The sequence below is a fragment of the Streptomyces sp. NPDC030840 genome (genome assembly GCF_055572015.1).
The window spans coordinates 415,853-438,879 of sequence record NZ_JBVIEE010000004.1 but is presented as its reverse complement, the minus strand read 5'-3'; the positions used below and the strand labels follow the sequence as shown (position 1 = coordinate 438,879).

Annotated in this window: 18 protein-coding genes; 10 read left to right on the top strand and 8 right to left on the bottom strand. The window is 72.2% G+C overall.

The window, feature by feature from the left end:
• The first annotated feature begins 31 nt into the window (after positions 1-31).
• The 3 genes from thiE to ACZ49J_RS12310 all read left to right on the top strand — a co-directional run bounded on the left by thiE (position 32) and on the right by ACZ49J_RS12310 (position 2,698).
• Entirely contained in the window at positions 32-679 is a 648-nt protein-coding gene (gene thiE, locus ACZ49J_RS12320; protein WP_467451455.1) for a thiamine phosphate synthase, read from the top strand.
• Positions 680-771: 92 nt separating this feature from the next.
• Positions 772-1,695, top strand: a complete 924-nt coding sequence (gene metF, locus ACZ49J_RS12315) for a methylenetetrahydrofolate reductase [NAD(P)H] (protein WP_467451454.1) — start codon at positions 772-774, stop codon at positions 1,693-1,695.
• A 79-nt stretch (positions 1,696-1,774) separates the two neighbouring features.
• Positions 1,775-2,698: an SCO2102 family sporulation regulator gene (locus ACZ49J_RS12310; protein ID WP_467451453.1), complete on the top strand. Its 924-nt coding sequence runs from the start codon at positions 1,775-1,777 to the stop codon at positions 2,696-2,698.
• 34 nt (positions 2,699-2,732) lie between these two features.
• On the opposite strand, the gene ACZ49J_RS12305 is transcribed toward ACZ49J_RS12310, so the two are convergent.
• The 4 genes from ACZ49J_RS12305 to ACZ49J_RS12290 all read right to left on the bottom strand — a co-directional run bounded on the left by ACZ49J_RS12305 (position 2,733) and on the right by ACZ49J_RS12290 (position 8,923).
• The gene (locus tag ACZ49J_RS12305; RefSeq protein ID WP_467451452.1) at positions 2,733-4,265 is read right to left on the bottom strand and encodes a phytoene desaturase family protein; all 1,533 of its coding nucleotides are present in this window, start codon (positions 4,263-4,265) and stop codon (positions 2,733-2,735) included.
• 1,127 nt (positions 4,266-5,392) lie between these two features.
• Positions 5,393-6,022 (bottom strand): TetR/AcrR family transcriptional regulator, encoded by a 630-nt coding sequence (locus ACZ49J_RS12300; RefSeq protein WP_467451451.1) that lies wholly within the window; start codon positions 6,020-6,022, stop codon positions 5,393-5,395.
• 35 nt (positions 6,023-6,057) lie between these two features.
• Positions 6,058-8,142 carry a YhgE/Pip family protein gene (locus ACZ49J_RS12295; protein WP_467451450.1) on the bottom strand — a complete coding sequence of 695 codons (2,085 nt, stop codon included), beginning with the start codon at positions 8,140-8,142 and terminating at the stop codon, positions 6,058-6,060.
• Positions 8,114-8,923, bottom strand: coding sequence for an ATP-binding cassette domain-containing protein (locus ACZ49J_RS12290; protein ID WP_467451449.1), 810 nt, complete (start codon positions 8,921-8,923; stop codon positions 8,114-8,116). The genes ACZ49J_RS12295 and ACZ49J_RS12290 overlap by 29 nt, the downstream gene beginning before the upstream one ends.
• Before the next feature lie 196 nt (positions 8,924-9,119).
• On the opposite strand from ACZ49J_RS12290, the gene ACZ49J_RS12285 reads away from it, so the two are divergent.
• The 3 genes from ACZ49J_RS12285 (at position 9,120) to ACZ49J_RS12275 (ending at position 11,392) form a co-directional block, all read left to right on the top strand.
• Complete coding sequence (locus tag ACZ49J_RS12285) at positions 9,120-9,713, top strand: SAV_6107 family HEPN domain-containing protein (protein WP_467451448.1); 594 nt, start codon at positions 9,120-9,122, stop codon at positions 9,711-9,713.
• Positions 9,714-9,881: 168 nt separating this feature from the next.
• Positions 9,882-10,724, top strand: coding sequence for a class I SAM-dependent methyltransferase (locus ACZ49J_RS12280; protein WP_467451447.1), 843 nt, complete (start codon positions 9,882-9,884; stop codon positions 10,722-10,724).
• Positions 10,725-11,002: 278 nt separating this feature from the next.
• Positions 11,003-11,392 (top strand): DUF3040 domain-containing protein, encoded by a 390-nt coding sequence (locus ACZ49J_RS12275; RefSeq protein ID WP_467451446.1) that lies wholly within the window; start codon positions 11,003-11,005, stop codon positions 11,390-11,392.
• A 306-nt stretch (positions 11,393-11,698) separates the two neighbouring features.
• Here the strand turns inward: ACZ49J_RS12275 and ACZ49J_RS12270 are convergent, their stop codons facing one another.
• From ACZ49J_RS12270 to ACZ49J_RS12255, 4 genes are all read right to left on the bottom strand, one after another.
• The gene (locus ACZ49J_RS12270) at positions 11,699-14,086 is read right to left on the bottom strand and encodes a transglutaminase TgpA family protein (RefSeq protein WP_467451445.1); all 2,388 of its coding nucleotides are present in this window, start codon (positions 14,084-14,086) and stop codon (positions 11,699-11,701) included.
• Positions 14,083-15,453, bottom strand: a complete 1,371-nt coding sequence (locus ACZ49J_RS12265) for a DUF58 domain-containing protein (RefSeq protein ID WP_467451444.1) — start codon at positions 15,451-15,453, stop codon at positions 14,083-14,085. Before ACZ49J_RS12265 ends, ACZ49J_RS12270 begins: the two co-directional genes overlap by 4 nt.
• The gene (locus tag ACZ49J_RS12260) at positions 15,450-16,490 is read right to left on the bottom strand and encodes an AAA family ATPase (RefSeq protein ID WP_467451443.1); all 1,041 of its coding nucleotides are present in this window, start codon (positions 16,488-16,490) and stop codon (positions 15,450-15,452) included. The genes ACZ49J_RS12265 and ACZ49J_RS12260 overlap by 4 nt, the downstream gene beginning before the upstream one ends.
• Before the next feature lie 262 nt (positions 16,491-16,752).
• Complete coding sequence (locus ACZ49J_RS12255; protein WP_467451442.1) at positions 16,753-17,298, bottom strand: beta-class carbonic anhydrase; 546 nt, start codon at positions 17,296-17,298, stop codon at positions 16,753-16,755.
• 442 nt (positions 17,299-17,740) lie between these two features.
• Here ACZ49J_RS12255 and rsmH point away from each other — a divergent pair, with 442 nt between their 5' ends.
• The 4 genes from rsmH (at position 17,741) to ACZ49J_RS12235 (ending at position 23,025) form a co-directional block, all read left to right on the top strand.
• Entirely contained in the window at positions 17,741-18,697 is a 957-nt protein-coding gene (gene rsmH, locus ACZ49J_RS12250) for a 16S rRNA (cytosine(1402)-N(4))-methyltransferase RsmH (protein WP_467451441.1), read from the top strand.
• 109 nt (positions 18,698-18,806) lie between these two features.
• Positions 18,807-19,322: a cell division protein FtsL gene (ftsL, locus tag ACZ49J_RS12245; protein ID WP_467451440.1), complete on the top strand. Its 516-nt coding sequence runs from the start codon at positions 18,807-18,809 to the stop codon at positions 19,320-19,322.
• Between the two features lie 17 nt (positions 19,323-19,339).
• On the top strand, positions 19,340-21,307 hold the full coding sequence (locus ACZ49J_RS12240; protein WP_467451572.1) for a peptidoglycan D,D-transpeptidase FtsI family protein: 1,968 nt from the start codon (positions 19,340-19,342) through the stop codon (positions 21,305-21,307).
• A gap of 197 nt (positions 21,308-21,504) precedes the next feature.
• Positions 21,505-23,025 carry a UDP-N-acetylmuramoyl-L-alanyl-D-glutamate--2,6-diaminopimelate ligase gene (locus ACZ49J_RS12235; RefSeq protein ID WP_467451571.1) on the top strand — a complete coding sequence of 507 codons (1,521 nt, stop codon included), beginning with the start codon at positions 21,505-21,507 and terminating at the stop codon, positions 23,023-23,025.
• Positions 23,026-23,027 lie beyond the last annotated feature (2 nt).

Below are 23,027 nucleotides of genomic sequence, written 5' to 3'. Positions count from 1 at the left end.
GTACGCCACCGACCACGGGGGAGCCTCACTCATGCCCGACACAGCCCGCCGACAGCTCGCCGACGCCCGCGTCTACCTGTGCACGGACGCCCGCAAGCGCCAGGGCGACCTGCCGGAGTTCCTGGACACGGTCCTGGCCGGCGGGGTCGACATCGTGCAATTGCGCGACAAGGGCATGGAGGCCGCCGAGGAGCTGGAACACCTCCAGGTGTTCGCCGACGCCTGCCGGCGCCACGGCAGGCTCCTCGCCGTGAACGACCGGGCGGACGTCGCCCACGCCGTCCGCTCCGACGTGCTGCACCTGGGCCAGGGTGACCTGCCGGTCCCGGCGGCCCGCACCATCCTCGGCGACGACGTCCTCATCGGCCGCTCCACGCACGCCGAGGCGGAGGCCGCCGCGGCCGCCGTCCAGGACGGCGTGGACTACTTCTGCACCGGCCCCTGCTGGCCCACCCCCACCAAACCGGGCCGCCCCGCCCCCGGCCTCGACCTGGTCCGGTACACCGCCGCCCTCGGCACCGACCGCCCCTGGTTCGCCATCGGCGGCATCGACCTCGGCAACCTCGACGAGGTCCTCGACGCGGGCGCCCGCCGGGTCGTGGTCGTCCGCGCGATCACCGAGGCCGACGACCCCGGAGCGGCGGCCGCTCAGTTCGCGAAGCGGCTGCGCGCGGCGTAGCCGGTGTCCGAGGACTGGACAGCGGCGCGGCAAAACAGGCCAAAAGCCGCCCTCTGGTTGGGGGACCGGCCCAGCCTGGCTAACCTGCCCGTATGGCCCTAGGAACCGCCTCCACCAGGACTGATCGCGCGACTACCGTGCGTGACATGCTCGCCGACGGCAGGACGACGTACTCCTTCGAGTTCTGGGCTCCCAAGACCGAGAAGGGCGAGCGAAACCTGTGGAACGCCCTCCGCAGGGTAGAGGCGGTGGCCCCCAGCTTCGTCTCCGTGACGTACGGTGCCGGCGGCTCCACCCGCTCCGGCACCGTGAAGGCGACCGAGCGGATCGCCTCCGACACCACGCTGACCCCGGTCGCCCACCTCACCGCCGTCAACCACTCCATAGCGGAGCTGCGCAACATCATCGGCCAGTACGCCGACGCCGGAATCCGCAACATGCTCGCGGTCCGCGGCGACCCGCCGGGCGACCCCATGGGCGAGTGGGTGCCGCACCCGCACGGCCTGACGTACGCGGCGGAGCTCGTCCGGCTCATCAAGGAGTCGGGCGACTTCTGCGTGGGCGTCGCGGCCTTCCCCGAGATGCACCCGCGCTCCGCGAACTGGGACGCCGACGTCAGCCACTTCGTCGACAAGTGCCGGGCCGGCGCCGACTACGCGATCACGCAGATGTTCTTCCACCCGGAGTCGTATCTGCGGTTGCGTGACCGTGTCGCCGCGGCCGGCTGCACGACCCCGGTGATCCCCGAGGTGATGCCGGTCACGAGTGTGAAGATGCTGGAACGGTTGCCCCAGCTCAGTAACGCTTCGTTCCCACCTGCCCTGAAAGAGCGGATCCTCACAGCCAAAGACGATCCGGCCGCTGTACGCTCCATTGGCATTGAGTTCGCGACGGAGTTCTGCGCGAGGCTGCTGGACGAGGGAGTCCCCGGACTGCACTTCATCACGCTCAACAACTCGACCGCGACACTGGAAATCTACGAGAATCTTGGTCTGCACCATCCACCGCAGGACTAGGACCTGCCATCGCGGGACCAAGACCTGAGCCGCGTACGACTAAGGGTGAGGCGGCCACGGCCGCAGGAGAGGGGCGTACATGGGCTGGACGGTCCTCTACATCGCGTTCGGCGTCGTCGCGCTGTGGCTGCTGGGCGAGGTGCTGCTGCAGTACAAGGCGCGGCTGCGCTGGCGGCTGCTCGCCTTCGCCGGGTTCCTCGGTGTCGTCCTCGGTGTCCTGATCCCCTCCGTGATCGTCATCGGCCTCGGCGCCGCCGCCTTCGCGGTCGGGCAGACCTACGTCACGCTGTCCTTCCGGCGCGGCTTCGCGGCCGGCTGGGCCGTCAAACGCCCGGACGAGAGCGGCCGCGGCAGCAAGCGCCGCCGCGGCGAGCCGGAGCGCCAGGAGCCGACCCTGGAGGTCTCCGACCTCCAGGCGGCCGACGCGCCCGGTGCCGGAACGTACCGCCAGGACGACGACTTCGACGCCGACGACAACGTCTTCGCCCGCCCCGATCGGCACGAATCCCCGGCCGGGACCACCGCTGTCTACTCGCCGCAGCCCCTGCCCGACGAGACCGGCACCTACGGCGTCTACAGCGACGCCGCCTACGCCGCCACCGCCGACCCGTCCTACGCGACCGCCGCCCCTTCCCAGGACCAGGCCTTCGGGTACGACGGCTACTCCGGTTACGACCAGCAGCACTACGGCTACGACCCGGCGCAGCAGCAGTACGCCGCCTACTCCGACCCGTACGCCGGCACGCAGTCCTACGGCGGCGCCTCCTACGACAACACCTACGGCGGCCAGCAGACGTACGGCCAGCAGGGCTACGGACAGGACCAGTACGCCACCGGCGGCTACGGCGAGACCCCGCCCGGCGGCGTCTGGGTCCCGCAACAGCGCTCCACCGACGACCCGTTGAGCGGGGAGCTCCCCCCGGAGCAGCAGTACCCGTACCAGGGCAACGGCCATGGCGACGGCAACGGGAACGGTTACGGCGAGCAGCAGTACCGTTTCTGAGGCCCGGCTCCCTCACTGAGCTGGGAACCCGGGCTCACTGAGAGCCCCGGAAGTCCTCCCCCTCCACGATCAGGCCCGCGACGAGGGCACCCGACATGCCATCATGCGGCAGACCGCCGCCGGGGTGCGCCCAGCCGCCGACCAGGTAAAGCCCGGGGAAGCGGGTCGTGTTGGCCGGGTGCAGGAAGCGGCCATCGGCCGCCGCGAGCGCGGGCGCGGGTACGGCACCGCCCTCGGCGCCGCGCACCTCGCGCCACAGCAGACGCTCCCGCAGCCCGGGCACGGCGGCTTCGGCGGCGGTGACGAGAAGATCCGCGAACCGCTCGGCCGTCTCTCCCGCCACTGCCGCCGCCGCTGCCGTCGCTGACAGGACGACGGACTCGTGCTCGTCGTCCGGGCGCAGGGCCGGGTCGTCCGGGCGCAGTACGGTCACTGTGGGACGCGCGGGCGCCACCGTATCGTCACGTCCGGCGGGACGGCCGATCCGGTCCAACTCGGCCGTGCGGTCCGGGGTGTGCACGACCGTGCGGTGCGCGGCACCGGTCTCGCGCCGCCCGCGCAGGGCCAGCAGCACGGTGAACCGCCCGGGACGGGAAGACACCCGGTCGAGGGCGGCCTCGGGGCGTACGTCCCCTTCGGCCCACAGCACGTGTTCGGTGAGGCCCGCCAGCCGCGCGGGATCCACACCCGCGACCACGTGGTCCGCCTCGACGACCGCCCCTCCCCCAGAGCCGAAAGCCTGGGAGGTGCCCCCAGCGAGCTCCAGCCCGGCCGCCCGCCCGTCCTTCTCGACGATCCCCGTGACCTCGGCGCCGAAGACGAACTCCACCCGGCGCGCCAGGCACCGCTCGTACACCGCGCGCGCCAGCTCCCGCATCCCGCCCCGCACGTACCACGTGCCGAAGGCGTGCTCCATGTACGGCAGCACGGAGGCGCTCGCCGGGGTGGTCCGCGGGTCCAGGCCGTACGCGAGCGCGTGACCGTCCAGCAGAGCGGTGAGCCTGGGGTCGCGCAGCTCCCAGGCGGCGATCTCGTCCAGGGTGCTCGCCCGGCGGGTGCGCAGCAGGCGCTTGTGGGGCACGGCGGGGTACGGCTCGCGCTCGGCGAGTACCTGCCAGCTGGGCCTGAGCGGCTCTTCCAGGAGCGGACGGCGCGTCCGGTCCCAGGCCTCGCGTGCCCGCACCAGGAAGTCGCCCCAGCGGTCGCCCGCACCCGACCCGAGCGCCGTGTTCAGGGCCTCGACCGTGCCGGCGCGTGAGGCGTTGGGCAGCGCGACGTCCGTGCCGTCGGGGAACACGTGCCGTGACGCCGGGTCCACCTGGACCAGCTCCACGCACTCTTCCAGGGGCTGCTTGCCCGTCTTGAGGAACAGGTCGCGGTAGACGGCGGGGAGCGGCAGCAAGCCCGGGCCGGTGTCGAAGGCGAAGCCGTCCCGCTCGAACCGGGCCACCGTGCCGCCGTACGTGTCCGTGCGCTCGTACACCGTCACCCGGTGCCCCGCGACGGCCAGCCGGGCGGCTGCCGCCATGGCGCCCATGCCGGCGCCGATCACCGCGATCCGTCCCATGCGGGCGACTTTATCGCCCCCGCCGCCCCCACCCGTCCCATCCCCAGGGGCGCTGCCCCTTCGACCCCGGCCAAGGGGGTTGTGCCCGGACCCGGTTGTGGGGCTGCCCTTGGACCCCTGTCCTTTCGGGGTTGTGCCTGGGACCCGGTTGTGGGGTCGCCCCTTGGACCCCTGTCCTTTCGGGGTTGTGCCTGGGACCCGGTTGTGGGGTCGCCCCTTGGACCCCTGTCCTTTCGGGGTTGTGCCCGGGACCCGGTTGTGGGGCTGCCCCTGGACCCCTGTCCTTTCGGGGCCCCGCCCCGGACCCCGATTCGGGGGCCAGCCCCCGGACCCCGGCTCCTCAAACGCCGGAGGGGCTGGATATGCGGGCGGGTTGGGTGGTGCGGGCGGCGCTTGATGGTGCCGACGGGGCTTGATTGTGGGGTGGGGTTGGACGGTTGGATGGTGCTGGCGGGGTTGGATGGTGCCGGCCGGGCTGGAGCGTGCGGGCGGTGCTGGAGCGGGTGAGGACGTGCTGGAGATTTCCCGGCCGGGGCTTGGGTTTTCAGCCGAGGCCAGGCATCCAGCCCGTCCGGCGTTTGAGGACGAGGCCGTCAGGCCGACAAGCGGGGGTCTGGGGGCGCAGCCCCCAGGGGACGGGAATGGGTAGGGGCGGCGGGGGCGAGACCCATGCACCCCGGCGGGCCAGAGTACGGACGCGGACGCGATCGTAACCAGTCGGCAACGGCACGCCCTGGGGATGAGCACGGAGGACTGAGTATCCGTACCTAGCCGCGGAGATGAGTACCCGCGCGGATGGGTCCCGACCTGCGCGAACGAGAGAGTGGAGACACGGAAAGGGGCGCGCGCCCGGCACCGCCGACACGGGGCGGCGGAACCGCACGCGCCCTTGGCCGCTCCTTCCGCCGATGCGTCACCACGAATCGGCGGGAGCGAGGCACGGGGGGACCCGGGGGAGACCGTACGGGGGAACGCGAGGGAACACGGGGGAACGGGGGAACGGGGGAACGGGGGAGCACGGCGAAGCGCCGGTTCGTTGTGGCCCGCGGGGGACGCGGCCACAACGAACCGGCGCTTCCGCCGTCACCAGCCGGCCGCACGCGCCCCGGCCACGCCCCCGCCGGCAACTACCGCGCCCCGCTCACCCGCCCCTGAAGCAGCCGGGACAACGCCGCGTGGACCTCGTCCAGCGACCGCTCCGGCTGGAACGACTGCCAGTCCAGCGCGGCCACCAGCACCATGCCCACCAAGGCCGCCGCGGTCAGCGGAACGTCGATCTCGTCGCTCAGCTCACCGCGCTCCACACCCTCACGCAGCACACCCTCGACGACCGCGACCGCCTGCTGCCGGACGACCATCAGCGTGGACTGCCAGGCCCGGTTGGTGCGCCACAGCTCGGCCACGTACAACTGCGTGAACGCCGGATAGCGCTCGATGAAGACGAGTCCCGCCCGGATCATCGCGTCGAGGGCGTCGACCGTACCCCCGCCTTCCTTCGCCGTCCGCTCCGCCGCCTCGCGCAGGGAGGCGGTCAGAAGCCCCACCCCGTGCCGCAGCAACTCCTCGAAGAGGACCGACTTGCTGGCGAAGTTGTAGTAGACCGTGCCCTTCGCGACCCCGGCCCGCTCCGCGATCTCGTCCACCGTGGTGGCGGAGAACCCCTGTTCCGCGATCAGCGTGACGGCCGCCTCGTAGAGCTTCTGCCGGGTGGCCTCACGACGGCTGCTTCCGCCTCCCGCGGCGGTGCTGCTTTCCATGCCACTGATTCTCACAGCAGCCGGCGCCCCCGCGGTCACAGACTCAGCTCCGGACGCAACCGGTCGAGGGTCCACACCTGCCGCCGGCGGGCCGACACGGCCGTCAGCGCGAGGGCGCCGGCGATGTAGGCCACGAGGACGGCGCACGCCTGCCAGACCGGAGTGAGGCCGCCACCGGTGATGAGCCTCCTGAGGGCGTCCACGACGTGACTCATCGGCAGGAAGGGGTGGATCGCGTTGAAGAAGTCCGGGCTGGTCTGCACGGGATACGTGCCGCCCGCCGACGTCAACTGCAGCATCAGGGCGGCCAGGACGAGGATCCGGCCCGCCGCGCCGAAGCGCGCGTTCAGCCACTGCACGATCGCCGCGAAGCACGCCGTCACCAGGAACAGGAAGCCCACCGTCCCGGCCGCCCGCGCCGGCTCCAGGCCGACGGCCCAGTGGAGGACCGCCATGAGCGCGACCGTCTGCAGCACTCCCAGCGCGGCCACCGGCAGCCAGCCCGCCAGCGCGATCCGCCAGGCCGAGGCGCCCACGGCGAGCGCGCGCCGGTTGAGCGGCGGGATCAGCATGTACGCCACCATCGCGCCCACCCAGAGGGAGAGAGGGATGAAGTACGGGGCGAATCCCGTGCCGTAGTTGGGCGCCTTGTGCAGGTCCTCGGAGGCCAGCCGCACCGGGTCGGCCATCACTTCGGTGCGCTGGTCGCGGTCCTGCTTGTCGTAGTCGGGGACCTGCTCGGCTCCGTCGTGCAGGCCGCCGACGAGTTTCCCGGAGCCGTCGGCCAGCTTGTACATGCCTCCCTCAAGGGCGTTCGCGCCGGACGACAACTCGCCCACACCCCTGTCGAGTTCCGCCGCGCCGGTCTGCGCCGTGCCGAGGCCGGCGCGCAGCGTCCGCGCGCCCTTGGCGACCTTCGCGGCGCCCTCGTTGAGGGCGTTCACCTTGGAGACGGCGTCGTCGAGGTTCTCGGAGAGGTGCGGTGCCGCCTCGGCGAGGGCCCTGGCCTGTCGCTGAAGGGTCGCCAGGTCCTTGTCGAGGGCCTCCATGTCGCCGTCGTAGTCCCGCACCACCGTGTTCACGTCCGCGGCGAGCCGTGCCGCGTCGGCGGCCGCGTCCCTGGCCTTCTTCAGATCGCCGCACGCCGGATCGGACACGAGTTGCTTCTCGCACCGCCTCTCGTAGACGCCGTTCAGGGTCTCGGACGCCGTGCGGGTGCCGCTCTCCGCGACCGGGGCCGTCTTCACGAAGGCGCCGAGGTGGTCACGGATGGCACCGGCCGAATCGGCCACCAGCGTGGCGGTGCCGGCGATCGCCGCACCGTTGTCCTCCAGGAAGGGCCGGACCTGGTCCGCGGCGCCGCCGACCTTCTCGGCGAGCGCCTGCGTACCGTCGGCGACCTGCCGGGAGCCCTCTTCCAGGGCGCCCGCACCGCTGTTCAGCTTTCTCAGGCCGCTCGACAGCGAGCCGCTGCCCTCCTTGGCGCTCGTCAGCCCGTCCGCGAGGTCCTCGGAGCCCTTCTCGGCCTTCCCGATGCCGCCGTTGAGGTCGTCGGCGCCCTTCGCGGCCTGCACCGTCTTGGCATGGATGCCGGAGAACGAGACGAAGATCCGGTCCAGGAAGGACCGCGACGCCTTCGTGGACGCGGCCGTGCGCACCTCCGAGAACACCGTCCGGGAGATCTGCCCGACGATGTAGTTGTTCGCGTCGTTCGTACGCACCTGAAGGGCGCCCGTCTCGGGGGAGTCGCCGGAGCTGGACGCGATCCGCTCGCTGAAGTCCGACGGCATGGTCAGCGACAGGTAGTACGTCCCGTCCTCGACGCCCTCACGGGCCTCCTCGGCGCTCACCTCGCGCCAGTCGAAGACGTCGCTGTCGAGCAGTCTCTCGGCGATGTCGTCGCCCGCGGTGAGCGTCCTCCCGTCGACGGTCGCCCCCTTGTCGTCGTTCACCAGCGCCACGGGGACGCGGTCGAGGCGTCCGTACGGGTCCCAGAAGGACCACAGGTACAGGGCGCCGTACAGCAGCGGCAGCAACAGGAGCGAGACCAGCGCCGCGCGCGGGAGCCTCCCCCTGCCGAACCGCCTGAGCTCAAGCGCGGCCAGCTTCGGCGAGCGCATCGGCCGTCTCCTTGTCGTCGTGCCGTTCCTTGCCGCCGTGCCGCTCCTGGCCGCCGTCGCGTCGCGTGGACACCACCACGGCGCCTTCGGGTGCCTCGCTGCACACCGCCACCACGGTGGTCCCGGACTCGGCGATCGACCTCAACAGGGCCCAAGCCTCGGCTCGTTCGGCGTCCGGGAGCTTCAGGTCGGTGTCGTCCACGCCGAGGAGCCGGGGCCGGCCGATCAGCGCCAGAGCAACCGACAGGCGCAGCACCTGAAGCCGTTCCAGATCGCGTACGGGGGTCCAGACGCCCTTCGGCAGTGTCCCGAGGTCGAGTTGGGCGGCGGCCAGCGCGTCGTCGACGTGGCGCTTCGCGTCGGCCGCGCGCTCGGCCCGCGGACGCGCGAGTTCCCGCAGGGAACCACGCACGGAACCTCCGAACCTCCGCCGCAGCAGCACCCCTTCGCGCAGGTGCTCGCCGACGGTCAGGGCCGGGTCCAGGTCGGTGACACCCGGAACGTGGGCGAGCGCGCTGATCCGGCGTACCGCCGGCATCCGCCCCGGCAGCCGGTGCGGGCCGACCGTGGCGTACCCCTCGCCGGGCTTCATCCGGCCGGTGAGGGCCAGCAGCAGACAGGTGCGGCCGGACCCGGACGGGCCCTCGATCGCGACGAGCGACCCGGGCTCCGCGTCGAATCCGACGCCGCGGAACGCCCAGCCGCGCGGCCCTTCGAGCCCGAGATCCACCGCCCCCAGGGCGACCCCCGCGGCTTCGTGACGCACTTGAGGTTCGTGCATGTCCCCTCGCTGCTCTGCCCCTGGGCCGGAGGTCCGGTCACGGTCCCCGGCCTTTGAACTGACTGGTCAGTGCAAAAACTAGCTCGAACCCGCGCTCGAAGCAAAACCCCAGGTCACAACGGATTGTCAGTGGCATACCTCACGATGGGCACATACGGCCACAGTGCCGTCACACAGAGACGACAGGAGGTTCGTCATGGCCAGCTACCACGCAGCCGCCGCCCGCCGGCGCCGCGCCACCGGCCCTGCCCCCTCACTGACCGGCCCGGCGAGCGACGTGCACCCCGTGCTCCGCCGGGCGACGGCCCCGCCCGCAGCCCTCGACCTGCTCGCCCAGGCCCGCGCCGGACTGGACGAGGCGGCGGTGCTGGAAGCCCCCAACGAGCGGTACGCCACGGCCCACCTGGCCGCCCTGCGCACCGCCGCCGCCGTGCTCGCCGCCAGGGGTCGCCCGGAGCCCACCGCGCGGCGCCGCGCCAAGATCCGGAGCGCATGGGAGGTGCTCCCCGAGATCGCGCCCGAACTCGCCGAGTGGAGCGCGCTGTTCGCCTCCGGAGCCGCCCGCCGCGCCCGCGCCGAGGCCGGTATCCGAGGCGCGGCGAGCGCGCGCGACGCGGACGACCTGATACGGGACGTGGCGATGTTCCTGCGCCTCGTCGAACGCATGCTGGTCCTGCAGCCCGTCCTGCCGCAGCCCCGGCAGGACAGGCAGGCCCGACAGGACGGGCAGGCCCGGCAGGACGGGTGGGACGGACCGAACGACACCTCCGGCGTGCCGGACGCGGGCTGAGCCGCCGCCCAGGGCACACGGCCGCCCAGGGCACACGGCCGGGCAGGGCGCGGGAGGCAATAGGGTGGGACCACCCGCACCTCTCCGCCATGGCCACCGCGCCCGGGCGGAGGCAAGCCCATCGCTCCGCCCCACAGCAGGCGGTGCCGCGCCGAGGAGTCAACTGCCGTGTCGGACCCGATGCGCCCACCCGTCTCCCACCACCGTCCCCACCCCCAGACGACGTCGCTGCGCTCCGACCCCTCCCGTCCCCGCGCCTCTCTGCGGACCGCCGTGGTCTGGGACGTCCTGAAGGACGCCCTCGACCGGCGGGCCAAGGCCACGGGGCGCGATGCGCACGGCGGCCTCGACGTACTGGACACCGGAGGCGGCAGCGGCAACTTCGCGGTGCCCGTGGCCCGCCTCGGCCACCGCGTCACCGTCGTCGACCCCAGCCCCAACGCGCTGTTCGCGCTGGAGCGCCGCGCCGCCGAGGCCGGCGTCGCCGACCGTGTACGAGGCGTCCAGGGAGACGCGCACGGCCTGTTCGACGTCGTCGAGCGCGGCGGTTACGACGTGGTGCTGTGCCACGGCGTCCTGGAGTACGTGGACGACCCCGCCGAGGGCATCGGCAACGCGGTCGCCGCGCTGCGCTCCGACGGCGTCCTCAGCCTGCTCGCCGCGGGTCTGGGCGGAGCGGTGCTCGCCCGTGCCCTCGCCGGCCACTTCAAGGAGGCCAGGCAGGCGCTCGACGACCCGAACGGGCGCTGGGGTGAGAGCGACCCCGTCCCGCACCGCTTCACCGCCGAGCAGCTGACCGGCCTCGTCGAGGGCGCGGGTCTCAGGGTCGCCGCGGTGCACGGGGTGCGGGTCTTCGCCGACCTCGTCCCCGGTGTGCTCGTGGACACAGAGCCGGGCGCTCTGGACGCGTTGCTCAACCTGGAGGCCGCGGCGGCCGAGCTGCCCGCGTTCCACTCCGTGGCCACGCAACTTCATGTGCTCGGCGAGACCAGAGGGGCTGCCGAGGCCTGAGCTGCCTCCCGGGCCTGTGTGCCTGATCAGGGGCTCGGCGGCGGATGGAGTACGCCACAGGCCCCCCGATCCGGCGGTTGGAGCCGTATGATCGAGGGAGACCGTCCGGCATGACGGGCCGCTCGCTGGGGCATGTACGCCTCAGCGAATCGGAGTGCCATGGCGGATTCCGGTTGGCGAATTGGCGTTAAGGGGCGGGTTTCACGGGGGCGATTCCCTGCCTATCCTGAAGAGGACCCCCCGGGTCGCCCCGGCGACCGCACAATGAGGAGGACTCCGTGCCGCTCTCGGAGCACGAGCAGCGAATGCTCGAGCAGATGGAGCGAGCGCTGTATGCCGAAGATCCCAAGTTCGCGACAGCGCTTGAGGGAAGCGGGCTGCGTACGTACACCCGACGACGGGTTTACCAGGCGGTCGCGGGCTTCCTGGTGGGTATCGCGCTCCTCATGGCCGGAATGGTCGCACAGCAGATCTGGGTCAGCGTGGTGGGATTCCTCGTCATGCTGGGCTGCGCAGTGCTCGCCGTCACCGGTTGGCGCAAGGCCCCGAAGCCCGGTGAGCAGCCGTCCGGCGCTCCCGGCGCCCGTCGGCAGCCACGACAGCGCCGCTCCATGATGGACCGCATCGAACAGCGCTGGCAGCGCCGCCGCGACGAACAGGGCCATTAGGCTCCGCTGCTCTGCCCACAACCACAGACGTGTCCGAGGGGTGACCGCCACGAGGCGGTCACCCCTCCTGCACGCCCACCCACGGCCCCGCGCCCTTGAGCTGCCTGGGCACACACGGCACTACGAGCGTCTCCCACCAGCGAGCGTCTCCTACCACGGACATCCCCACCACGAACGCGCCGGCCACACACCGGCGCGCCACCACACAGCAGAGCGCCGCCCGCCAGGTGACCCTGGTGGGCGGCGCTGTCAGGTGCGCCGGGAGGTGGTGCTCCGGCCCACAGCCGTCCTCTTCCGGCCGTTCTCTCAGCTGTTCTGGTTCGACGGGCGCCGCAGCGTCGGGCGGCGGGCCGAGAGCTCGGCCGTGAGCGCCGTCCAGCGGGCCGAGGCCGCCCAGACGACCCGGACGGTCGAACGCGGGGCCAGCAGTGCGCGCAGCCGAGTGGAGCGGCTGACGTGGGCCCGCAGTGAGTCCTCGATCCGCCGGGCGTCCTCCGCGAGACCCGCCACCGGGCGCGGATGCGGAGCGTAGAGCACCTGCTCCACCGCCGCCGCCAGCCGGTGCACCGCCGCCGTGGCCTCCTCGTCGAGATGCCCGAGCCGCACGATCCGCGCGGCGGCCTTGCGGGGCGTCTGGGACTCGTCCGGCGCGATCCCGAAGTCCCACGCCGTGTCGGTCACCTCTTCCCAGACCGCCAGCGCATGAGCCGCCACCCCCTCCGGAGTACGGCCGTGGGCGCCGAGCCGTCGGGCCCGGACCCGCAGCCGCCACATCATCGGCAGCAGCGGCAGCGCCAGCACCGCGAGCACGCCGAGGACGATCCCCAGGACCAGGAGGAACCGCCCGGGGTCGTCGTCCGACCCCGCCGCGGCCGCCGGGGACTCGCTCTCGCACGCCTGGAGCTGCTGTCCCTGCCCCGTGCAGCTCTCGCTCGCCGACGGCTCGGAGGACGGCGCCGTGGACGCGGACTGCGTGGGCCTGGCCACGTCCGGGAGCCCGGTGCCGCCCGGCACCTCCGGCTGCGTGTACGACGGCGTGCTGCCGCGGTTCGGGGTCGGCTCGAAGCGGGTCCAGCCCACGCCCTCGAAGTACAGCTCCGGCCAGGCGTGCGCGTCCCGCAGCCCCACCGCCATCGATCCGTCGGCCTGCGGGGAACCCGGCGTGAAGCCCACCGCGACCCGCGCCGGTATGCCCAGCGAACGGGCCATCGACGCCATCGCGAAGGAGAAGTGGACGCAGAAGCCCTCCTTGTCCCGGAGGAACCGCGCTATCGCGGACGAGCCGCTGCCCACCTGAACCTGGGTGTCGTAGGTGAATCCGCCGCTCACCGAGAACCAGTCCTGAAGCTTGACCGCCCGCTCGTAGTTGTTCGCCGAGCCGGCGGTCACCTGACGAGCGGTCCTGGCCACCACCGACGGCAGCGAGTCCGGCAGCTTGGTGAACTCGCGCCTCAGGGCCGGCGGCGGCTCCGGCGCCGAGGCCAGCTGCTCCGCGGTCGGCTGCACGATCAGGCTCCTGACGGTGTACTGCAGGCCCCGGGTGTTCTGGCCGTGGTCGCCGACGAGCGTGCGCCCCACCGGCTCGTACCGCCAGTCGCCGTCGATGTCCACGCTGGTCGCCGGATACGGCATCGGCAGCCAGTCCTGGCCGTAGTCCCTCGCCGCCGCTATCCGGGTCTCGATCTCGGTCCGCTTGACATCGGGCCCGAGCCCGCTCGGCGTCGGGAGCCTGCCGGGGACGTCCTCGATGCGCCGCTGGGAGGGCTTCCAGGCCGTGCCGTCGAACTCGTCCAGGGACACGATCCGCAGATACAGGTCCTGGGTGTTGTCGGTGTTGGTGCGATAGGACATGACCTGGCGGTCCTGGTCCACGTTCAGGCTGTCGCGCAGCGACACCAGCGGGTTCACCGCCGAGATCGTGCCGCCGCCCCCGGGACCCGCGCCCACGCCGGCGCCCGCGGTGTCCAGCAGCCCGCCGTCCAGCGAAGGCATGCCGAGCGGCACCACCAGCGCGATGCCCAGCGCGACCATGCCGATGCGCCGCCCGGTCCGGACCGGGGCCACCGCACCGGTCGCGGAGTCCGCCCCCGGCCCGCGGGGCGCCCCGGCGAACACCCGGCCCCACTGCGACAGCCGCTCACGCCCCTCGGCGAGGAGCAGCACGAGATAGCCGGCGGCCGCGACCAGGAACGACAGCCACTCCAGGTCGTCGGACAGCCCCGCGGCGACCGAGTACAGCGCGAGCAGCGGCAGACCGGCCGGGGCGGCGCTGCGGAAGGTCACCGCGAGCATGTCCACCGCGAGTCCGATCACCAGGACACCGCCGACCATCATCAGCCTGATGCCGTCGGTCAGCGGCGCCGGGGTCGTGTACTTCCCGACGTCCTCCGCGCCCGTCTGCAGCAGCGTCCCGAAGTGCTGGAACGCCTCCGGGCCGGGGACGAACCCCGCGAGGGCCTGCTGCCGGGCGAAGACCAGCGTGAGCAGCAGCAGCGTCACCAGCGCCTGCGCCGCCACGGTCAGCGGCCGGGCCAGCGGCACCCGCCGGGTCAGCGCCCCCACCACGGTCTGCACACCGAGCAGGAAAGCCGCCTGCAGGATCCAGGAGGTCTGCTCGACCAGCGGCAGCAGCGCGAACGCCGACATCAGGGTGGCGGCCCAGGCGCACAGCGCCAGCCTCGCCCGACCGCTCATGACTGTCCCTCCCCGCCGAAACCGCTGCCCGCGGTCACACCCGTACGCTGCTGGTCCGCCTGGCGCCACAGGCCTTCCAGGGCGGCACCCCGCGGCACGCTCAGCGCCGTCCAGCCCGCCTCGCGGAGCATCCGCAGCATCTCCTCGCTCCCGTTCGCCTCTCCCGGAGCGGGCAGGTCGGCCGGCTCGCGCCCCCACGTGCCGCTGTCCAGCAGGAAGGCGACCGCCCCTCCGCTGCGCTGGCGCATCTTGCCGACCACGGCCGCCTGCTCCTCGTCGAGGTCGCCGAGGAAGGCCACCAACAGCCCCTCGTTCCCGCCGCGCAGCACGTCGTACGCCGGCGAGAGTCCCATGCCGTCGGAGTGGTCGATCACCGCGAGCGTGTCCATCATCAGCCCCGCGGCGTCGGCCGACTCCTGGCTCCCGCCCGCGAACCCGTCGGCACCCTCGCCGGGCACCGAGTCGCCCGTATCCGTCAACAGCCGGACGGAGAAGCCCCGTTCCAGCATGTGCACCAGCACCGAGGCCGTGCCGGACACCGCCCACTCGAAGGCCGAGTCCGGGCCCGCGCCCTCGTAGGCGAGGCCACGGGTGTCGAGCAGCACCGTGCAGCGGGCGCGCTGCGGCTGCTCCTCGCGGCGCACCATCAGCTCGCCGTACCGGGCGGTCGAACGCCAGTGCACGCGGCGCAGGTCGTCGCCGTGCCGGTACCCGCGCGGGATCACGTCGTCCTCGCCGGCCAGCGCCAGTGAGCGCTGCCGCCCGTCGCCGTACCCCTTCGCCTCACCGCTGAGCCGTACCGGCGGCAGGGGCTCCACGCGCGGGACGACCGTCAGCGTGTCGTACGTGGAGAAGGAGCGCGTCAGTTCGCACATCCCGAACGGGTCGGACAGGCGCAGCTGCAGCGGCCCCAGCGGATAGCGGCCGCGCAGGTCGGACCGCACGCGGTACGACACCTCGCGGCGGCCGCCCGCCTCCACCCGGTCCAGGACGAACCGGGGGCGCGGGCCGAGGACGTACGGCACCCGGTCCTGGAGCATCAGCAGACCCGTGGGCAACCGCGAGACGTTGTCCATCCGCAGATGGACGCGCGCCTCGGACCCGGCGGGCACCCGCCCGGGGGAGAGGCGCCGGCTGCCCGCGACCCGGTAGCGGGTGCGGTACAGCACGGTCGCGCAGACCAGCGGCAGCACGGACAGCAGCAGGCCGACCCGGAGAAGATCACTCTGCCCGAGGACGTATGCGCAGACGGCTGCCGCGATCCCGGCGGCCAGGAAGGAGCGCCCGCGGGTGGTGAGGCCGGCGAGCGCCGTGCGCAGGCCGCCCTTTTCCTGCTCCGGGGCGGGCGCCTGCGCCGCGGTGGTCATCCAAGCCTCCGCGGCGGCTGCTGGGGATAGGCGGGCACGCCGCGGCCCATGCCGAAGCCGCCCTGCGGCGGCGGCGCGGACGGGACGGGCGTGCGCTGCAGGATCTCCTGGACGACCTGCTCCGCCGTGCGGCGGTTCAGCTGGGCCTGGGCGGTGGGCAGCAGACGGTGGGCCAGGACGGCGACGGCGAGTGCCTGCACGTCGTCCGGCAGCGCGTACTCCCGGCCGCTGAGCGCCGCGGCCGCCTTGGCCGCGCGCAGCAGGTGCAGCGTGGCACGCGGCGAGGCGCCCAGTCTGAGGTCGGGGTGGGTGCGCGTGGCGCCCACCAGGTCCACCGCGTACCGCCGGACCGTTTCGGCGACGTGCACGCCCCGGACGGCCTCGATCAGCTTCAGGATCTCGTGCGCGTGCGCCACCGGCTGCAGGTCCTCCAGCGGTGACACCCCGCCGTGGACGTCGAGCATCTGCAACTCGGCCTCCGCGCTGGGATAGCCGACGGAGACCCGGGCCATGAAACGGTCGCGCTGGGCCTCGGGCAGCGGGTAGGTGCCCTCCATCTCCACCGGGTTCTGCGTCGCCACCACCATGAAGGGGCTCGGCAGTTCGTAGGTCTTGCCGTCGATCGTGACCTGGCGCTCCTCCATGGACTCCAGGAGCGCGGACTGAGTCTTCGGCGAGGCGCGGTTGATCTCGTCGCCGATCACGATCTGCGCGAAGATCGCACCCGGTTTGAACTCGAAGTCCTTGCGCTGCTGGTCCCAGATGGACACACCCGTGATGTCCGACGGCAGCAGGTCGGGCGTGAACTGGATACGCCGCACCGAGCAGTCGATGGACCGCGCCAGTGCCTTGGCGAGCATGGTCTTGCCCACGCCGGGGACGTCCTCGATCAGAAGATGCCCCTCGGCGAGCAGTACTGTCAGCGAAAGCCGTACGACCTCAGGCTTGCCCTCGATCACTTCCTCGACCGAACTGCGGACACGCTCCACAGTGCTGGTCAGATCAGTGAGGCTCGCTCGATCGTCATAGGTCGTCACCCGGCCCTCCTCGGCCCGTTCTTACTCCGGGCCGACGCTCTGCGATGCGGACCGGCCCACCCCGAACACGGGCACCACGCGGGAAAAGTTCCGCGTGACGCCACACCCGCATTCTTGCTGCCGTTACCGATTCGTGTCACTCGCCTGTGGATAACTGGCCGCGATATGTAATGGCTTGCGGTCTTTTGGCCACCAGGATGTAGGGAAATTGACAGGTAGCCGGTACCGGGTGGGACGGTCACGCGGGTCTGTTCGACACGGTTCAGGCGGGGTCGACCTCGCGCAGCAGGCCCGTGCGCACGTCGAAGACGAATCCGCGGACATCGTCGGTGTGCAGCAGGAAGGGCGAGGTGCGCACGCGCTGCATCGACTGGCGTACGTCCTGGTCGACGTCGCGGAAGGACTCCACCGCCCACGCCGGGCGCTGGCCGACCTCCAGCTCCAGCTCGTTGCGGAAGTCCTCGGTGAGGGTCTCCAGGCCGCAGCCGGTGTGGTGGATGAGGACGATGCTGCGGGTGCCGAGCTTGCGCTGGCTGATGGTGAGGGAGCGGATCACGTCGTCGGTGACCACCCCGCCCGCGTTGCGGATCGTGTGGCAGTCGCCCAGCTCCAGACCGAGCGCCGCGTGCAGGTCGAGCCGGGCGTCCATGCAGGCCACGACGGCGACGTGGAGAACGGGACGGGCGTCCATACCGGGGTCGGTGAACGCCGAGGCGTACCGCTCGTTCGCCTCGACGAGGCGGTCGGTGACGGTGCCGCCGGTTATGGCGTCTTCGGGCCCTGCGGGAAGCGATGCGGAAGTCGTCATACCCATGACGGTACTGGTCACGACCGCCGCGGGCCTTCTGTGAGGCACGACAAAGAACGTCATCGAGGCTTGTTGTGAGGTAACCCACAGGGGCGCGCGACTGCGTCCGTCCGGGTGATCGCCCCCTGATCGTCACTTCGAACAGGAGGCCTGTCGCGACGCGCAGGCCGGTTGATTGACCGCGGGAAACCGTGGACTAAAGTGACGCGGAGCGGGAGGCGAGGTTCCCCCTGCTCGACTGACATCCCAGGAGATCCGGCGATTTTCCGGTTTCTCCCCGCGTGCGCGGCGCGTACGTACGGCTCGGCCTCCTCCCGCTTCCGGTCGGCTGACGCCTCCGGCGCCGTCGGGCCTCCCCACCAGTGGGGGCGACCCCGGCGTCGGCCGGGGGAGGGCGGGGACCCGGCGGTGCGTACGGCCGCGCCGGACCTGAGAGGGCCCCTTGACCAACAGCCGCCACGTTCCCGTCATGCTCCAGCGGTGCCTGGACATGCTGGCCCCGGCCCTCACGGAGCCCGGCGCCGTCGTGGTCGACTGCACCCTCGGTCTCGGCGGCCACAGCGAGGCGCTGCTCACACGGTTCCCCGAGGTCCGGCTCGTCGCCCTCGACCGCGACAAGGAGGCGCTGCGCCTGTCCGGCGAGCGACTGGCGCCCTTCGGTGAACGCGCCACTCTGGTGCACGCCGTCTATGACGAACTCCCCGACGTGCTCGCCCGCCTGGGCATCCCCCGTGTCCAGGGCGTCCTGTTCGACCTGGGCGTCTCCTCCATGCAGCTCGACGAGGCCGACCGCGGGTTCGCGTACGCGCAGGACGCCCCGCTCGACATGCGCATGGACCAGACGGCCGGCATGAGCGCGGCCGAGGTGCTCAACACCTACCCGCCCGGCGAACTGGTGCGGATCCTGCGGGCGTACGGCGAGGAGAAGCAGGCCAAGCGAATCGTCGCCGCGATCGTGCGCGAGCGGGACAAGGAGCCGTTCAGCAACAGCGCGCGGCTCGTCGAACTGATCCGTGACGCCCTGCCGCAGGCCGCCAAGCGCACCGGCGGCAACCCCGCCAAACGCACCTTCCAGGCGCTGCGCATCGAGGTCAACGGCGAACTCACCGTCCTGGAGAGGGCGATCCCCGCGGCCGTGAAGGCCCTCGCCGTCGGCGGCCGGATCGCCGTCCTGTCGTACCACTCGCTCGAGGACCGGCTGGTCAAGCAGGTGTTCGCGGCCGGTGCCACCTCCACCGCGCCCGCCGGGCTCCCCGTCGTCCCCGAGCGCTACCAGCCCCGGCTCAAGCTGCTCACCCGCGGTGCCGAACTTCCCACCGAGGAAGAGGTCACTCAGAACCGCCGGGCCGCCCCCGCGCGGCTGCGGGGAGCGGAACGCATCCGTGAGGACGGTGAGTGAGTCGTACCAGGAGGAGGGGCACATGGGCGGCACGGCCGGACACGCGACAGAGCGCGTGCGCAGGGGACAGGGTGCCGCCCCGGACGGCCGGAACCCGTGAGGAGGGCGTGTGAGTAGGAAACCCGAACTGAGGGGACGGGCCGCCCGGCTCGCACGGCTCTTCCCCACGGAACCGGGCCAGGCGGCCCGCACCCCGTTCGTCCTCCTCGTCGTGGTCCTCCTGGGCGGCGGCCTCATCGGTCTGCTCATGCTGAACTCCGCGCTCAGCGAGGGGGCCTTCAAGCTCGGCGACCTCAAGGACGACACGAAGAACCTCACCGACGAGGAACAGGCGCTCCAGCGGGACGTGGACTCCTACTCGGCTCCCGACGCGCTCCAGCGCCGCGCCCGTGAACTGGGCATGGTCCCCGGCGGCGACCCCGTCTTCCTGAACCCCGACGGCACCATCAGGGGCGTCCCCAGCCCGGCCGCCCTTCAGGCTCCGGCGATCCCCCTGCTCGGCCCCCGGGCGACCGCGAGCCCGACGCCCACCCCCACACCCACGCCCGCCTCCGTGCCTGACCCCGCTCTCGCGCCCACCCCGTCCCCCCAGTCCACGCAGGCCCCGACGAACCCCGGCAGGTGACGGAAGTGGTCGACGACATGGGCAGGCAACCGCCGCGCCGCCGCGTACCCGGACCCGCCAGGCCCGTACGCCCGGGCAACCAGCGCCGCTCCGCCCCCGGCGCCCGCCCGCGGCCCGGCGCCCGCCCGGCCCGCCGCCCGAGCGCGGCCCGGCCAGGCGCGCCCAAGCCCCTCCGGCTCGGCAGCCCCCGGCCGCGGCTGCGCATGGTGAGCCTCGCCCTGACCCTGGTGATGATCGCCTTCGTCGTGAGGCTGCTCCAGGTACAGGCGGTCGACGCCGACGAGTACACCGCACGGGCCGAGCAGGACCGGTACGTGGGCCACGTCCTGGCGGCCGAGCGCGGCGAGATCACCGACCGCGACGGTGTGGCCCTGGCGATCAGCGTCGACGCCAACGACATCACGGCCGACCCGACGATGTTCACCCGCGAACAGACGAAGATCGCCGACGCTCCCGAGCAGGCCGCCGCGCTCCTCGCGCCGATCCTCGGCGAGGACCAGGAGACGATCGCCAGGAAGCTCCGGACGAAGAACACCCAGTACGTGCTCCTCGCGCGCCGCCAACTGCCGGAGGTCTGGAAGCAGATCAAGGACCTGAAGACGGCGCTCACGAAACAGGCCGCCAAGGACCCCGACACCGTCAACGTCCTGGCGGGCGTCTTCCAGGACCCCAGCAGCAAGCGCGTGTACCCCAACGGCGACCTGGCCGCCGGGATACTGGGCTGGGTCGACTCCGAGGGCAAGGGCGCCGGAGGCGTGGAGGCGCAGCTGGACAAGGAGCTCACCGGCAAGGACGGCAAGATCCGCTACGCCCAGTCCGGCGGCCGCCAGGTGCCCACCGTGAGCGCCACCGAGACACCCGCCGTGCCGGGCTCGGACGTCGAGCTCACCATCAACCGCGACATCCAGTGGGCCGCGCAGAACGCCATCACCGACCAGGTGAAGGAGTCCAAGGCGGACCGCGGCTACGTGATAGTGCAGGACACCCGGACCGGCGAGATCCTGGCCATGGCCAACTCGCCCGGCTTCGACCCCAACGACCTGTCGAAGGCCAACGGCGACGCCCTGGGCAACGCGGCCCTCCAGGACGCCTACGAGCCCGGCTCCACCGCCAAGGTCATGTCCATGGCCGCTGTCCTGGAGGAGAACGCCGCCACCCCGCTGACCCACGTCACCGTGCCCAACCGGCTGCACCGGGGCGACCGCCTCTTCAAGGACGACGTCGACCACCCGACCTGGTACCTCACGCTCAACGGCGTGCTCGCCAAGTCCAGCAACATCGGCACCATCCTGGCCACCGGCCAGCTCGGAAAGACGCAGAAGCAGGCGAACCAGGTCCTCTACTCGTACCTGCGGAAGTTCGGCCTCGGCAGCTACAGCGGACTCGGCTTCCCCGGCGAGACGAAGGGCATCCTCGCGCCGCCGGACACCTGGTCGACCTCCCAGCAGTACACGATCCCTTTCGGCCAGGGCATGTCCATCAACGCGATGCAGGCCGCGTCCGTCTACTCCACGATCGCCAACGGCGGCGTACGGATCGACCCCACGCTCGTCCGCGGCAGCAAGGGTCCCGACGGACGCTTCACGCCCGCTCCCAAGCCCAGGAAGACACGGGTCGTGAGCGAGAAGACGGCGACGACCCTCGCCCGGATGCTGGAGTCCGTCGTGGACGACGAGGAGGGCACCGGCACCGCCGCGCGCATCCCCGGCTACCGGGTCGCGGGCAAGACGGGTACGGCCAACCGCGTGGATCCGGCCACGGGAAGGTACCGCGGCTACACGTCGTCGTTCGCCGGCTTCGCACCCGCCGACAAGCCGCGGATCACCGTCTACTGCGCGATCCAGAACGCCACCAAGGGCAGCTACTTCGGCGGCCAGATCTGCGGACCCGTCTACAAGGAGGTCATGGAGTTCGCCCTGAAGACCCTCCAGATCCCGCCCACCGGGGCGAAGGCCGCGAACCTGCCCGTCGCCTTCACACCCTGACCGGCGCCACCGCACACTCGGCAGCACTGGAAAGACCGACCAGGAAACAGCTCGTGACGATGATCACTCCCGGCCCCGGGGGCCAGGCCCCACGTCAGGCCCCGCCCACGCCCTCACTTCGCTCCGGCGGGGGTGAGCCCGGTACGCTCACCGCCGTGCCACACGCTGATCAGTCCCAGACCACCCAGAGCGCTCCCGTGACCTATCCGGGGCCGCCGCGGCCGACGCGGGTATCCGCCACACCCCTCGCGGAGCTCGCCGACCAGCTGGGTGCCGAGCCGCCGGAGGGCGCCGCCGAGGTCACGGGCATCACCCACGACTCGCGCGCCGTACGCCCCGGCGACCTGTACGCCGCCCTGCCCGGCGCCCGCCTGCACGGCGCCGACTTCGTCACCCAGGCGGCCGGCCTCGGCGCCGTCGCCGTGCTGACCGACCCGACGGGAGCCGAACGGGCCGCCGCCACGGGCCTGCCGGTCCTGGTCGTCGACGACCCGCGCGGCCGTATGGGCGAGCTGGCGGCCACGATCTACGGCCACCCGGGGAACGACCTGCTCCAGATCGGCATCACGGGGACCTCCGGCAAGACCACGACCGCGTACCTGGTCGAGGGCGGACTGAAGTCCGTCCGCAGCACGGGGCTGATCGGCACCGTCGAGATGCGCATCGGTGACGAGCGCATCAAGTCCGAGCGGACCACCCCGGAAGCCACCGATCTGCAGGCCCTGTTCGCGGTCATGCGCGAGCGCGGCGTCGAAGCGGTCACCATGGAGGTCTCCAGCCACGCGCTGGTCCTCGGCCGGGTCGACGGCTGCGTCTTCGACATCGGCGTCTTCACCAACCTCAGCCCCGAACACATGGAGTTCCACTCCGATATGGAGGACTACTTCGGGGCCAAGGCACAGCTGTTCACGCCGAAACGCAGCAAACTCGGTGTCGTCAACCTCGACGACGAGTACGGCCGCCGTCTGGTCAAGGAGGCGGGCGTCCCCGTCGTCACGTTCTCCGCCGAGGGCCACCCGGACGCCGACTGGCGCGCCGAGGACGTCACCGTCGGCCCGATGGACTCGACGTTCACCGTGATCGGCCCGAAGGACGAGCGGATCGCCGCGAGGTCGCCGCTACCGGGCCCCTTCAACGTCGCCAACACCCTCGCGGCGATCGTCGCCCTGGCGGCCGCCGGCCTCGACCCGCAGACCGCCGCCGACGGCGTCGCCGCCGTGCCGGGCGTTCCGGGCCGCCTGGAGCGTGTGGACGCCGGCCAGCCGTACCTCGCGGTCGTCGACTACGCCCACAAGACGGACGCCGTCGAATCGGTCCTCAAGGCGCTGCGCAAGGTCACCGAGGGCAAGCTGCACATCGTGCTCGGCTGCGGCGGCGACCGGGACACGACCAAGCGCGGTCCCATGGGGGCCGCCGCGGCCCGGCTCGCCGACACCGCCGTACTGACCTCCGACAACCCCCGCTCCGAGGACCCCCTCGCGATCCTCGCGACCATGCTCGAAGGCGCGGCGTCCGTGCCCGCGCACGAGCGCGGCGAGGTCCAGGTCTTCGAGGACCGGGCCGCCGCGATCGCCGCCGCGGTGGCCCGCGCGCGGCCCGGGGACACCGTGCTGGTCGCGGGCAAGGGCCACGAGCAGGGCCAGGACATCGCCGGGGTGGTGCGTCCCTTCGACGACCGCCAGGTGCTTCGCGAAGCTATCCAGAAGACCCAGGGATGAAC